Annotated in this window: 12 protein-coding genes; 3 read left to right on the top strand and 9 right to left on the bottom strand. The window is 43.7% G+C overall.

Going from position 1 to position 12842, the window contains the following annotated elements; all coding sequences use genetic code 11:
- Positions 1-39: 39 nt before the first annotated feature.
- From DN53_RS11025 to DN53_RS10995, 7 genes are all read right to left on the bottom strand, one after another.
- Positions 40-492 (bottom strand): hypothetical protein, encoded by a 453-nt coding sequence (locus DN53_RS11025; protein WP_207211115.1) that lies wholly within the window; start codon positions 490-492, stop codon positions 40-42.
- Between the two features lie 108 nt (positions 493-600).
- Positions 601-1374 carry a sterol desaturase family protein gene (locus tag DN53_RS11020; protein ID WP_207211114.1) on the bottom strand — a complete coding sequence of 258 codons (774 nt, stop codon included), beginning with the start codon at positions 1372-1374 and terminating at the stop codon, positions 601-603.
- 81 nt (positions 1375-1455) lie between these two features.
- A complete protein-coding gene (locus tag DN53_RS11015) occupies positions 1456-3243 on the bottom strand; it encodes a tetratricopeptide repeat protein (protein ID WP_129654342.1) in 1788 nt (595 codons plus the stop codon).
- Between the two features lie 123 nt (positions 3244-3366).
- The gene (locus DN53_RS11010; RefSeq protein ID WP_129654341.1) at positions 3367-4302 is read right to left on the bottom strand and encodes a TolB-like translocation protein; all 936 of its coding nucleotides are present in this window, start codon (positions 4300-4302) and stop codon (positions 3367-3369) included.
- Entirely contained in the window at positions 4292-4987 is a 696-nt protein-coding gene (locus tag DN53_RS11005) for an SGNH/GDSL hydrolase family protein (protein WP_129654340.1), read from the bottom strand. Before DN53_RS11005 ends, DN53_RS11010 begins: the two co-directional genes overlap by 11 nt.
- A 46-nt stretch (positions 4988-5033) precedes the next feature.
- Entirely contained in the window at positions 5034-5300 is a 267-nt protein-coding gene (locus tag DN53_RS11000) for a hypothetical protein (RefSeq protein WP_129654339.1), read from the bottom strand.
- A 112-nt stretch (positions 5301-5412) separates the two neighbouring features.
- Complete coding sequence (locus DN53_RS10995; protein ID WP_129654338.1) at positions 5413-6900, bottom strand: S10 family peptidase; 1488 nt, start codon at positions 6898-6900, stop codon at positions 5413-5415.
- A gap of 237 nt (positions 6901-7137) precedes the next feature.
- Between DN53_RS10995 and DN53_RS10985 the strand changes: the two genes are divergently transcribed.
- Both DN53_RS10985 and DN53_RS10980 read left to right on the top strand, forming a co-directional pair.
- Entirely contained in the window at positions 7138-8748 is a 1611-nt protein-coding gene (locus DN53_RS10985) for a PhoX family protein (RefSeq protein WP_165357388.1), read from the top strand.
- A 91-nt stretch (positions 8749-8839) separates the two neighbouring features.
- Complete coding sequence (locus DN53_RS10980; RefSeq protein ID WP_129654335.1) at positions 8840-10672, top strand: cytochrome-c peroxidase; 1833 nt, start codon at positions 8840-8842, stop codon at positions 10670-10672.
- A 15-nt stretch (positions 10673-10687) separates the two neighbouring features.
- On the opposite strand, the gene DN53_RS10975 is transcribed toward DN53_RS10980, so the two are convergent.
- Positions 10688-11452 (bottom strand): TIGR02757 family protein, encoded by a 765-nt coding sequence (locus DN53_RS10975; protein ID WP_129654334.1) that lies wholly within the window; start codon positions 11450-11452, stop codon positions 10688-10690.
- A gap of 6 nt (positions 11453-11458) precedes the next feature.
- Positions 11459-12121 (bottom strand): ABC transporter ATP-binding protein, encoded by a 663-nt coding sequence (locus DN53_RS10970; RefSeq protein WP_129654333.1) that lies wholly within the window; start codon positions 12119-12121, stop codon positions 11459-11461.
- Between the two features lie 156 nt (positions 12122-12277).
- Between DN53_RS10970 and msrA the strand changes: the two genes are divergently transcribed.
- Positions 12278-12838, top strand: coding sequence for a peptide-methionine (S)-S-oxide reductase MsrA (msrA, locus tag DN53_RS10965; protein ID WP_129654332.1), 561 nt, complete (start codon positions 12278-12280; stop codon positions 12836-12838).
- Positions 12839-12842: the final 4 nt, after the last annotated feature.

The raw sequence follows: 12842 nt of genomic DNA, 5'->3' as shown, positions 1-12842 counted from the left end.
ACTGCAAAGAAACTAAATTCCAGAGGCAAATGCACGGCATCAATCAAAAGGAAGCAAATCTGGAGGAATATAATCCGTTTTTGCCTTTTCATGGGTCAACACTTCAGGGGTGTAATGTTGCTCAAGCAATTCTTTGAAAGCAGTTTTCAATCGTGGAAACGCTTCCATAAAATCGAAAAAGTTGGTGGATTTTGATTTTTTGTTGAAATGATGTACCGCCTTCACGGCTGCAACGGTTATGGTAGCGTGAAATTTATCCCCATTGCCATATATAGCATCAAAATGCGCTATACCCGCGCAAGTCTTCTCCACAGCCTTCTCTTCCCCGTACTTTTGAAGATACACCCATGCCAATCGAATATGGGCCTCATGGTTGAACAGCTTTGGGTGCAAACTGGCTTTTTCAAAAGCTTCCACAAATTCCTCATCACTGAGTTGGGAATGATGGGTATAATTTTTACCATGCCATGAATTTGGACGGGTGCAGGACATATGATTATTTTTTGATTGTGTCATATGCGGCTTCGGTAGCAGCAATAAGAGTATCACCACAGGAAATCAACATGAGATGCAATTGCCTGTGGCGATATATTCAGAAGGTTACGCTTTCTCTGAAACGTCCTTAAACGTCAGCATTTCCCAAATTCGTTTGGAGGCCCCGTTGTAAAATCCCGTTTCGTGCTTATATCCTTTTGGATTGTTGAAGGTTCCAAAAATGATATCAAATAGGGAGATGTCCGAATAGTTATAGGCGTGTATCCCTTTAGCATGGTGAATGGTATGGGCTTCCGGCCTTTGAATGATATAGCCTATCCACGTTGGTGTGGTAATATTGGCATGTTGAAATATGGCCAAAAAGGTAGTAATCAGAATGAACAAGGTTGCCGCTTCCGGGGTAAACCCTGCCACGACCACCAAGCATAGGCTTCCCAATAGGGTAAACCCAATCATGTCCATCGGGCTAAAATAAAAGGCACCATAACTATCCATGCGTTCTGCACTGTGATGCATCTGATGGAAAATCTTCCATAAGGTATCATTCTTGTGCATGGCATAGTGCCAAATGTACAGTCCAAATTCATAGATCATGACCGCAACAAACGCTCCCCAACCGGCCCCCAAAGCGGTAAGGTCAAATAGTTGGTAATCCACCAAATAGGTATCCCATACCAAGGGAAAATAGGTGGATAAGTAAAAAAATACGCCGAAGGATGCCAGCCCCCGTAGTTTCCAGTTCTTTACTTTGGGCAGTTCCCTGGCTGGAAATAAGGCCTCCCAAAGCATCAATACGCCGTACATGCCCAATACGATCAAAGAAATCGGGTCTATGAGCACTTCCCATGGATTGGGTAAACTTTTAATGATTTCAAACATCTTGTCTAGTTTTAATGTGTTGTTCACCCTAATAGGCAAAAGTTTCCGCCTTACATTGTAAGGAAAGTGTCGTAAGGGCCATTAAGTGGTCCACTCATGCGGCGTTTCCGGCTCGTAACTACAACAGGTGCCCGTCTTGATGGAGTTGGTCAAATGCTTGGCCAATTGAGGGTGTACCTTTTCAATTTTCTTGATGGAACTCCGAACACGCCAAGTTACGGCCGCTCTTGCCTTTTCTATGGAGGACCCTGTTTTTCGAATGGAATTGGAGAGTCCGGTTACTTGGGACAAGTGTTCTACCAAGGCATCGTAATCCCCTTTTAGTTCATCTGCCTTTTGGTACAACCCCATTTCTTCGGCATCGCAAATTTGGATTTTTAGGGACCGAAGCTTGGTTTTGTACTCTTTCATGGCCTGCTCATCGATCAGTGAAGTTCCTCTGGTCTCCAACACCACACCCATCAATTCGGCACAGTGGACCTGTTCTTCGGGCTGTTCCAATAATTTGGCAATATCGTGGAGTCCCTTGGAATCTTTTAGGGTTGCTGACTGGTTTAAGTAGTGGAGTTCCCAAAATTCACCATTGTCCAAGAAACTTCCTTTTATGGTAGAGCCGGTTTCTGATTTTGGAAAAGATGTTGCATTAATTTTGGAGGAAGCTCCCGAAATGTATTCCCAGAAAGGTTCCAAATTATTTTTGACCTTATACGGATTCACCACTTTTTGCCATTCCACCGCCTCTTGGTCGGTAGGCTCCTTTCCTTTGTTGATGTTTTGTTTGTGAAGTTCCAAATACTTTTTCCAATAGACCTTCATCTTGTCATACATGGAAAGGTGATAATATGCAGCGGACAAGTACGCCGGGAAATCGGTCCAAATGGAAAGTATGGCCACTTTTTCACCCAACTCTATGGCTTTTTTATAATCTCCCTTTTCAAAATAAACCAACATGCCAATGGGCAGATAGGCTTCGGGTTGTAATGGGTTTAGGTTACGTGCCCTGAGATAAAGTTCCTCGGCTTCCTTCAAATGGCCCAGCCAAACAAAACAATTGGAAATCAAGATCAGGTTGTCCGCATCATTCGGATTCATCCGCAATGACTTTCTCAAAAGGTGTTCGGACTTGTCGTAATCCCCCAAATACAGAAAGGTTCTTCCCAAAACGGCCAGAGACACATAATCATTTTCATCCAAGTCAATGGCCTTAAGGGCATAATCATGCGCCCCTTTATGACTTACTTCCCAACGGTCCCATAACTGGCAACTCCATTCATTGAAATAGGAAAGGGATATTCCGGTATAGGCTCTGGCGAACAGAGGGTCTATTTGCAAAGCGGCCTCAAAATATTCCCTAGCGGTAAGGTCGCTTTCAACGGTTCCTTTTTTTAGTTCCTTGATGCCCAAAAGCCAATTTTCATAGGCAGCGAGCTCAAAAGATTCTTTTTTGTAGGAGTAGGAGAGCAGATCGTGTTCTATCTGTTGCTGTAACACACTGACCATCTGTTGGGTAATAGTGTCTTCGGCATTCAGCAGGGTCTCAAGGGTCTCAATATGATTCCCGGCAAAGACCACTCTATTGTCCCGGGTCCGTATTAGTTGCACCCCAATTCGGTATCCATCATTTGAAGGTCTAAAACTACCTGTAATGATATAATCAGCGCCTAATTGGGCAATGGATTCGGTATCGGAAATATCTGAAATACCCAAAGTGGAGTATTGGGAAATGACCGATAATCCCACAAATTTGGAAAAGTTAATGATAAGATCTTCCGTGAACCCTTTTATGATAGGGCTCATGTCATTTTTCACCCCAATAATCTGAAAGGGCAATACTGCAATTGTAGTTTCCTTGTTGCCAACTAGTTCCACCAGAAAATAATTGTATGATCAAAGATACAAAAGATCACCTATGGTGTACAGAAGAGCAGTATATCCCCAAAGTTTTTGTGTGTTTGGCGTACACGGTTATATAAATGGATAGGAATTCTGTGGCTATGGTCGTAATAGGGCATCGTCTATATTGGCCTTATACAACCTGCTGTTTCCATTTTCGTAGGAATTCAGAAATTGTATAAGTTGCCCCATGGTTTCCAATGTTCCTTCCGGGTTTTGGGTGCGCCGGCTCGTAAAATACAGCACACCTTTAACTTCATCCACATAGGGGCAGTAGTCCATATAAGGCGAGTTAATGGGTTGGGGAAGGGGTTGGGCTTTGGCCCATTGCCCTTCATTTTTAAAACTAATGTACAGATCGCCGCTTCCTTGACCATCCTCACGCGCATATCCCCCAAAAATCAAATAAGAGTCATCCTTGGAGATGTACCCATTGTATTCGAATCCCTTGGAATTGATATTCTCGTCCAGCGAAATAGGCTCACTATATTCCCCATTTTGAAATGCGCTGAAAAAAATATCATCCTCACCTTTGGAGTCTGGACGGTCACCGGTGTAATATAGATTCCCGTTGGACGCTATTGCAGGATAAAACTCGTTATGCTCCGTATTTATCGGTGCTCCAAGATTTATAGGGTTGGACCATTTCTGGTCAGGACCCTTTCGCTCTACATACCAAATATCATAATCTTTGGTTTTGGAAATGGAGTCATGCAACGGGCGGTTCGACACAAAATAAAGCCGAAGACCATCAGGTGACATGAAGGGTTCCATATCCTTATATGTTCCTGAAAAGGATGCAATCTGGGGAGAATCCCATCCATTTTCAGTTTTTGAAGAGATGGAAATCACGGAAACCTCTTCAGTTTGGGATTGAACGGTAAAATAGGCCTCGGTACCACTTGCATCCATGGTAAAGTCCCTAACCTTGTTAAACTCCTTAAGGACATCCATAGCAGGACTTACGGTTATTTTGGCTTGACCAAAAATGGTCAGCGAACAAATGGAAAAGAAAACAAAGAGCCTAGTTTTCATTTTGGATTACTTGAGTAATCGCTTTATTGACCAACTTTTCCATCACGGCATAACCTTCCTTGGTGACATGGACTTCATCCGTGGTGTAGGCTTTGGGAAGTCCGTTTCGTTCATCGGCCATTGTTGAAAAATAATCCAGATAGGTTACATTTTGCTCAGTGACCATTTCTTTTAGGAGTTGGTTGAGTTTAGGAATCTTGATATTGGGCTGTAATCCAGGTCGCCACGGATAATCATAGGCAGGAAGTACGGAGCAGACAATGGAGTGGATTCCATTGGCCTTGGCCAATTGTACCATGGAGAGGATATTGTCCCTAATTTGTTCCAAAGTCATGGGACCCGTATTACCGGCAATATCGTTGGTTCCCGCCAGAATAACCACCGCTTTGGGGTGCAGATCAATGACATCTTGTTGAAACCGAAGCAGCATTTGGGGAGTGGTCTGCCCACTGATTCCCCGATTGATGTATGGATTATCAGTAAAGAATTCTGGATTGGCACTGGACCAGCCTTCGGTAATGGAATTTCCCATAAAAACTACGCGGCTTTCCAAATTTTTGGTCTTTAGTACTTCGGCATTGGCTTCCTGAAACTTTTGAAGATTAGGCCAATCCTGGGCCTGAACAGCTATGGGGAGCGACATTATTAAGACTAAAAGGATGAATTGGATTTTGATTTTGTACATCTATGACAGGTTTTGCTAAAAATAAGCAAATAATCATATTCCAAAATCAGAAGAACAGGTAATAGATCACTATACCCATCGAAATCATGATAAAGATGGCAAGGAAGGTTGCATTTTTTTCCTTTCTTTTCCCCTGGGCTATTTTTCTTCGAATGCGGAGCATATCCAATGGAGTGGACTTCTTCAAGTTCAATTGGGTCTTTACTTCAGAACCATACACATCCCCTTTACTTTTCAACTTGCGTTTCTTCAGTAAATCCCGGTTGGCCTTAAAAGACTTTACCGCATCCAACATGTAACCACCGCCACCCATAGTATTGTAGTATACCTATTGGTAGTAAGTTACAGATTTTTGTTACAAAAAAGCGATAAAATCAACTTAATGTCGACTTTACCGCTTCGAATGTTTTTTTATGATTTACACCCTAATACTTGGCACTCTTTCCATTGGCCTGCGTCCGTACAATGAAGGCTCGGATATCATCGTTGGCCTTTTTTAGATCTTCCCGTCTTAGGTACATCATATGCCCGGAACGATAGCCTTTGAATTCAAACCTATCCTTCATGCGGCCACTAGGGTCTACTTGCGACATGCTATACTTTGCGGCAAAATAGGTGCAGGCCCCATCATAATACCCAGATTGTACCAATACGTTCAAATAAGGGTTTTGGGCCATGGCCTGACGTAGATTATCGCGTACGTCGTCATCGTCGTTGTTCCATGGATGAACGGGGCCGAACATATTGTATTTGATATCTGTTTTAAAATTTAATTCTTCTTGTAGATAGTAGTTGATGGCAGGAGTGAAACTATGCAACCAAGAAGTCAATTCTGGCGAATAATCCGGACTATCACCAAAAACCTGCTTGTCTATACCAAGGTATCTACTATCCAAGCGACCCACCGTATACGCACCTCTTTCCTTCATCAGGGCTTTCCAGAAAAACTGTGTAGGCACATCGAGATTGTGATCTAGGATATCCTGTTCTTTAAGCCCCGTATAATAGGCCATCTTTTTGGCCACGGCCGTTTTTTCGGCATCAGCAATAAAACCCCCTTTGGCAATGGCAGGCAATAAGGTATTTAGGGTATAGTCTTCCACTTCGGGCAAGACCTCCAAAAGATCTTTGCCTTGCAAAGCAGATGGTAAAGCCTTATGGTGCCAAGCGGTGGCGGCGAAATAAGGTAAGTTCAGGGCACTGGAAACGGGATCTTCGGTACGGAACACACGATAGTCTGCGGGAGATACCATAATTACCCCATTGAGGTACATCCATTGTTGATTTTGAAGCGCTAAGGAAAGTCCCATCACCCGGGTTCCTCCATAGCTTTCCCCAACAATATATTTGGGTGATCGCCATCGATTGTTACGTGTCACGAAGGTATTCAACCATTCGGCCAAATAGGCCGTGTCGGCATTGATGCCGAAAAATCTTTCACGATCTACTTTCTCACCCGTTTCAGGAATGGTCCTGGAATACCCGGTATTGGCAGGGTTTACATATACGATATCGGTAACGTCCAAAACGGAGAATGGGTTTTCCTTTACCCCATAAGGTTGAACAGGGTATCCTTCATCATCGATCTTAAGGATTCTGGGACCGGTATAGGCCAAGTGCATCCAAACCGAACCGGAGCCTGGACCACCGTTGAAGGAGATCAAAAGGGGACGGCTGGCCCTATCCTTTACATTGTTCCGGGTGTAATACGTATAATGGAGTGCCGCTATGGGCTCGCCCATTTCATCCCAAACAGGTTGTGTTCCCGTTGTGGCCGTATAGCTAATATTGACACCGTTTATGGTAACGGAATGTTGCGTGGTCACCGTAGTGTCAACAGGTATTTTTCTGTTTTGTGCAAAAGCAATCGATGAGCATAGGACCATGCCCAAGAGAAGATGGATATTTTTCATTTTTAAGGTTAATTAGTCTAAGCCTAAAAATAGGTATTTTGGGTAACATGGGTTGCCACACGACCAAAAAAGAAGGGATTAACATTAAATTCAAATCCTAGAAACACAGAAGCCCCCCAAACTTTACATGCTAACATTGATTTAAAACAAGCATAAACCAATCAATATATAGGGGTAACCCAATCCTAAAGGTTCATATATAGTTTTGGACAAACAGTAACCTTAAAACTAAACTTTATGAATTTGAAAAAATTATTTCTAGGATTGGTATTGACTTCGGTGGTCGCCATTGGCTTTACCAGTTGTGACGGGGAAGACGGAAAAAATGGTATTGATGGCGTGGACGGTGTCGATGGAGTTGATGGTGTCAACGGAGCGGACGGGGAAGATGGCGATGACCTTACCGTTGCCGATTTGGTTCCCCTTACCAGCTCCGTGACCCCAAATACCGTATTTGAATTAAAAGGTGAATTCAGTACCTCGGCCCAATTGGAGATGATCATGTCTTCTGCGGATATCCTTGAATCTGATTCCACTTTCGTTTATGGTGCTTATATGGATGGTGCCGCATTGTATCCGTATGAAGATGGTACTTATGCCTTCATCAACAATTTGGAAGCTGATTATTCCATTGCACGTATCCGAATGAACTCCGATCTTCAACCATTGGAAGGGGATTATATTGTAAACTCTGCAGCCACCGCTTTTACTGCAATGTGCTCCGGGTCTTCCATCACTATGGAAGAGCATGGATTTGGACCTCTATATCTTTCTGGAGGTGAATGGGGAGGAAATGCCAAAGGAGTATATAAAATCAATCCATTTCGTTCCCCTGATGAAAGGGTAGAGGCCGAAAGACTGCCTGCTTTGGGTGAATGGGCCACTGAAAATGCCGTAGCTATCGGTAAAGATGCCTACCCAACCCAAACCGTGGTTTTTATGGGTGATGATGACAGTAACAACACCTATCCCCAAGCGCATTTTGGAATGTACGTAGGCAACAGAGGCGATTTGTACAGTGGAAAGCTATATGTGTTGAGAGGAAAGAACACTACCGAAACCGCCATTGGAGGTGGAGGCCTTAAATTTGAAATGGGTATGGCCGAAGATATTGAATACGATGTGGAGTGGGTTGAAGTCACTGAACGTACCCTTGCCGAATTGAACCAAGAGGCCATCGATTCCGTTGCCATTGGATTCCAGAGAATTGAGGATATTGACTGGAGAAGAGGTTCTGCCGAAAACAACAGGACCGTGTTCTTCAACGCTACAGGAAGAATCCGTTCGGATAATCCTGATTTGGCCAATAGAGGTACTTCCTTCGGAAGGGTATACAAATTGGAACTTGATCCAAGTGATCCCACTGGAGATGCAAAATTGACCGTTGTCGTAGATGGTGATTTGGAAGGTGGAAAAGGAGATGGGATGCACTCTCCCGATAATATCGTGGTAACCGAGAACTACGTATATGTTCAAGAGGACCCTAATGGTTATGCAGATGCCAACCCAGATATACAAGGTTATGCCAAGTTGTGGCAATATGACATTGCTACGGGAACTTTCAAGGAAGTGATGGAGTGTAACCAAACGGTTGCTGCCGGACTTGGTATTGGGAATACCGATTCTTACTGGGAGATCACCGGTATGATCGATGTGACCGATATCATTGGAGCTTCCGAGCCAACTTTTGTGGGTGGAGCACAGGTACACGGATGGTCTTTTGACAGTGGTAACCCCATGACCTATAGAGCAGACGGAAAGAAATTTGTGGATCCAACCGCCATTGATGAGGCAGCGGCCACCTTGGAAGGCTCCTTCCTTTTCAAATTAACAGGGCTTCCCAGATAATCCATTGATTTCGCATCATAACATTTTTTAAAATGAAGAGGTTCCCTGTTATGGGGAACCTTTTTGTTTCCATTTTTAAATTCATCAACCCATGAAATCATCGATATATACTATCTTCTTTGCATTCCTTTTTTTGATGGTGGGATCTTGTAAACAACAAGAAGGAAATCCAAGTCGTACCACTTCAATGGATAAGGAATCCGTATTCAATGAAGACATTAAAAACTACTATTTCCAGACATTGGATAGTGCGGCATACTACATTCAAAAAATGGACACCACCCAAAGCTTGGAAGTAAACCGGGCCAATTTTCTGAAAAGTAGGGAATGGTACAAACGGGCAGAACCCATGATCATCGCTTACGATTATGAAAACTACCTCTCCATGAACGCCCCCAATCTCCTTAAAGTGGAAATCGATGATTACACGGACATTAAAAAATTGAAGCCCAAGAGCTATCAGGTCTTGGAAGAGCTGTTGTATGCCGAAGAACCCATCTCCAATAATGAATTGGAATTGGTATTGACCTATTTACAGGTTCGTATTCCCTATATCCGTAGAAACCATATGCTGTATACCCAAAGGGACCGACATCATCTTAAGATGATGCGTGATGCCATTGTGAATGTCGCCACCAAGGGTATTACCGGTTTTGATTCCCCCATGTTGGCCAATTCCCTGAATGAAGCTATCTATAATTATGAAACCATTGCCCAAATATTGGAAATTTATAAGGAGGCGTTCAAGGACAGATCCCTTATGGATCAGTGGTCCGCTGAAATAGAGAGTACTATGGCAACCTTACAATCTGGGGATTTTGACCATTTTGACCGATACACTTTCATTAAAGACCATACGAACAGGCAATTGGAGTTGATCAATGCAACCGCAACAGATTGGAACATTGCCTTGAATACATCAAGATCATTGAACCCCAAGGCCACCAATCTTTTTGATAAGGACTTTTTCAATATTGCCCAATTTTCCACACCAGGCTCCCCTGACATTACCCCTGAACGCATTGACCTCGGGAGAAACCTGTTCAATGATCCTTCCCTTTCCAGTAGTGGGAACATAAGCTGCGCCACTTGCCACATCAAGGAAAAGGCATTTACGGACGGACATCCCAAAGCTTTGGGTATCAATGGGGTGGAATTACAGCGAAATACCCCTACCATGACCTATGCCGTATATCAGACCACCATGTTCTATGATGGTAGGGCGGATGGCTTGGAGGACCAAATCGTGAATGTGGTCAATGATGAAAATGAGTTTCACATTGATTTGAACACCATTGAAAAGCGAGTAGGGCAGAACACGTTTTACAAAGCCGCTTTCGATAGCTTGTATGGAGGGGAAATCAATAATTTAAACGTACGCCATGCCATTGCCACCTACATTCGGAGTCTTGCCCCGTTCAACTCCAAATTTGACCGAAATATACAAGGAAAGGAGAACTCACTGACCCAGGAAGAAAAACTGGGTTTCAATCTTTTTATGGGGAAAGCGGCCTGTGCCACTTGTCATTTTCCACCTGCCTTCAACGGATTGGTGCCTCCCAAATATGCCGAAACGGAATTTGAAAATCTGGGCCTTCCCAAGAACCCAAGCTTTGAACATCCCATTTTGGACGACGACCCGGGCATGTACCATCCATACAAAGTAGAAGAAAAACGAAATTTCTTCAAGACGGCAACGGTCCGAAATGTAGAGTTGACAGCACCTTATATGCACAATGGGGTGTACAAAACCTTGGAAGAAGTAATCACTTTCTATAATGTTGGGGGAGGGCAGGGAATGGGTCTTGACGTACCCTACCAGACCTTGCCGCCCGATTCATTGAACCTGAGCGATGGTGAGCAAAAAGCGTTGGTGGCTTTCATGAAAACGCTCACGGACAAAGAGTTTGTTGATGGAAAATAACGGTTATAGTCTCGACTAAAACTTTTCAAATACGCCAAGGCCGAAAAGGGCAAAATCATATTTTACCGGGTCCGAGGCATCCAACCTTCGTAGGTTTTGGTCCAATTCAGCCAAAGCTTTGGCATCGTTCTGTTTGCGTTTGAGCAGTTTCAGCTTTCGGGCCACATTGCCGGAATGTACGTCAAGAGGGCAGGAAAGTTGACTTGGTCTCAAGCTTTTCCACAGGCCAAAGTCGACCCCGGTGTTGTTGTCACGGACCATCCAACGTAAAAACATATTGATGCGTTTGGCGGCGGAACCTTTCACAGGGTCCGAAATGTGTTTTGTGGTCCGGGTAGGGTGGGGCAGTTCAAAAAATACCTTCTTGAAACTGGAAATGGTGGGTTGCAGGGAGTCTTTTTCGCTGTTTTGACTGAATATAGGCTCCAATCCACCATGGTTTAGGTAGATATGCCGAATGCCGCGGATAAAATATTGCAGGTCGATTCCATTAAAAGTGCGATGTACAAAGGGAGAAAGCTTTTCCAGGTCATCTTCGGAGTGGTTCATTACAAAATCGTACGGGGTGTTCCCCATAAGTTCCATCATCTTGGAAGCATTGTTGATGATACTTTTCCGATTGCCCCAAGCAATGGTCGCCGTTAGGAATCCACTGATCTCGATATCTTCTTTTCGGGTAAACCGATGGGGTATTTGAAGGGGATCATCCTCCAAAAAACGAGGATGGTTGTATTGGACGACCTTTTCATCCAAAAAAAGTTTTAATTCTGATTTTGTCATGGTACGCTAGGAAACTATCAAACCATCCACCATGGTCAACTTACGATCCGCCATATTGGCCAACTCCAAATTGTGGGTTACCAATACAAAGGTCTGTCCAAACTCATCCCGAAGCTTAAAAAAAAGCTTGTGCAGGTTATCCGCACTTTCCGAATCCAGATTTCCGCTGGGCTCATCGGCCAGTACAACAGATGGTTTGTTCATCAAGGAACGTGCTACGGCCACTCTTTGCTGTTCCCCTCCGGAAAGCTCGTTGGGCTTGTGATGGTACCGGTCCTTCAGACCCAAAAAGTCCAAAAGCTCCATGGCTCTCTTTTCTGCTTCCTCCTTGGGTGTTTTTTTGATAAAAGCAGGAATACAAACATTTTCCAAAGCCGTGAACTCAGGCAATAGTTGGTGAAATTGAAAAATGAAACCAATATGTTCGTTTCGGAAACGGGCCAAGTTCTTATCGTTCAATTGGGTAACCTCGGTATCATTGATCAGGAGTTGGCTTTCCTGTGTGTTCGATGGTGAATCCAAAGTGCCCAAAATTTGGAGCAAGGTGGTTTTCCCCGCTCCTGAAGCCCCAACAATGGATACCACTTCCCCTTTTTTGATTTCCAGGTCGACCCCTTTAAGTACTTTCAGGTCGCCGTATTTTTTTTGAATGTTTGTTGCCTTGATCATGAAAACAGCTTCTTCCGGTGAACGTAACCATTGCACCATGCGGTAACAAAGATTGGAATTTTTACTAAGTTTTTGGGCATCTTTCCGACTGATGTCAGGAAATTAGTTTTTTATCTGGATTGCGGGATACTAAACTTTACCTAATTTTGAAACTTCATGGACAAACAAGTCAACATGGATTGGGAGACCGCCATATTCGCTGGCGGTTGTTTTTGGTGCACTGAAGCGGTTTTTCAGCGCCTCAATGGGGTGATGGAAGTTGTTTCTGGCTATACTGGGGGAACCATTAAGAATCCGGCCTACAGGGAAATCTGTACGGGGCGCACAGGACATGCTGAAGCCATCAAGATTACATTCGACCCTTCAAAAGTTTCTTATGTGGAATTGTTGGAAGTGTTCTTTGCCACCCATGACCCCACTACCTTGAACCGTCAGGGAAATGATGTGGGCACCCAATATCGGAGTGAAGTCTTCTATACAAACCCTGCACAAAAGCAACAAGCGGAGGAGTTCATTGCATTGTTGGAAAAGGAGCAGATTTTTGCTTCACCCGTTGTAACGGCCATTTCCGAAGAGAAACCTTTTTACAATGCCGAGGAAGAACACCAAAATTATTATAATGACCATACACAACAACCCTATTGCCAGGTTATTATAGAGCCCAAGATTAAAAAGTTGAATACTTATTTTTCAAAAAAAATAAATACTATCAAGTAAAGCC

Origin of the sequence: Flagellimonas olearia, from assembly GCF_004150225.1 — a bacterium.
Classification (GTDB): domain Bacteria; phylum Bacteroidota; class Bacteroidia; order Flavobacteriales; family Flavobacteriaceae; genus Flagellimonas; species Flagellimonas olearia.
Note: the sequence above shows the minus strand (reverse complement) of the source record. Positions and strands in the feature narration are given on the sequence as shown.

What these genes read in the sequence shown, in the direction of transcription:
- DN53_RS11025 (WP_207211115.1), bottom strand. Translation starts at nt 492, where the DNA reads ATGTCCTGCACCCGTCCAAATTCATGGCATGGTAAAAATTATACCCAT.
- DN53_RS11020 (WP_207211114.1), bottom strand. Translation starts at nt 1,374, where the DNA reads ATGTTTGAAATCATTAAAAGTTTACCCAATCCATGGGAAGTGCTCATA.
- DN53_RS11010 (WP_129654341.1), bottom strand. Translation starts at nt 4,302, where the DNA reads ATGAAAACTAGGCTCTTTGTTTTCTTTTCCATTTGTTCGCTGACCATT.
- DN53_RS11005 (WP_129654340.1), bottom strand. Translation starts at nt 4,987, where the DNA reads ATGTACAAAATCAAAATCCAATTCATCCTTTTAGTCTTAATAATGTCG.
- DN53_RS11000 (WP_129654339.1), bottom strand. Translation starts at nt 5,300, where the DNA reads ATGGGTGGCGGTGGTTACATGTTGGATGCGGTAAAGTCTTTTAAGGCC.
- DN53_RS10995 (WP_129654338.1), bottom strand. Translation starts at nt 6,900, where the DNA reads ATGAAAAATATCCATCTTCTCTTGGGCATGGTCCTATGCTCATCGATT.
- DN53_RS10985 (WP_165357388.1), top strand. Translation starts at nt 7,138, where the DNA reads ATGAATTTGAAAAAATTATTTCTAGGATTGGTATTGACTTCGGTGGTC.
- DN53_RS10980 (WP_129654335.1), top strand. Translation starts at nt 8,840, where the DNA reads ATGAAATCATCGATATATACTATCTTCTTTGCATTCCTTTTTTTGATG.
- DN53_RS10975 (WP_129654334.1), bottom strand. Translation starts at nt 11,452, where the DNA reads ATGACAAAATCAGAATTAAAACTTTTTTTGGATGAAAAGGTCGTCCAA.
- DN53_RS10970 (WP_129654333.1), bottom strand. Translation starts at nt 12,121, where the DNA reads ATGATCAAGGCAACAAACATTCAAAAAAAATACGGCGACCTGAAAGTA.
- msrA (WP_129654332.1), top strand. Translation starts at nt 12,278, where the DNA reads ATGGACAAACAAGTCAACATGGATTGGGAGACCGCCATATTCGCTGGC.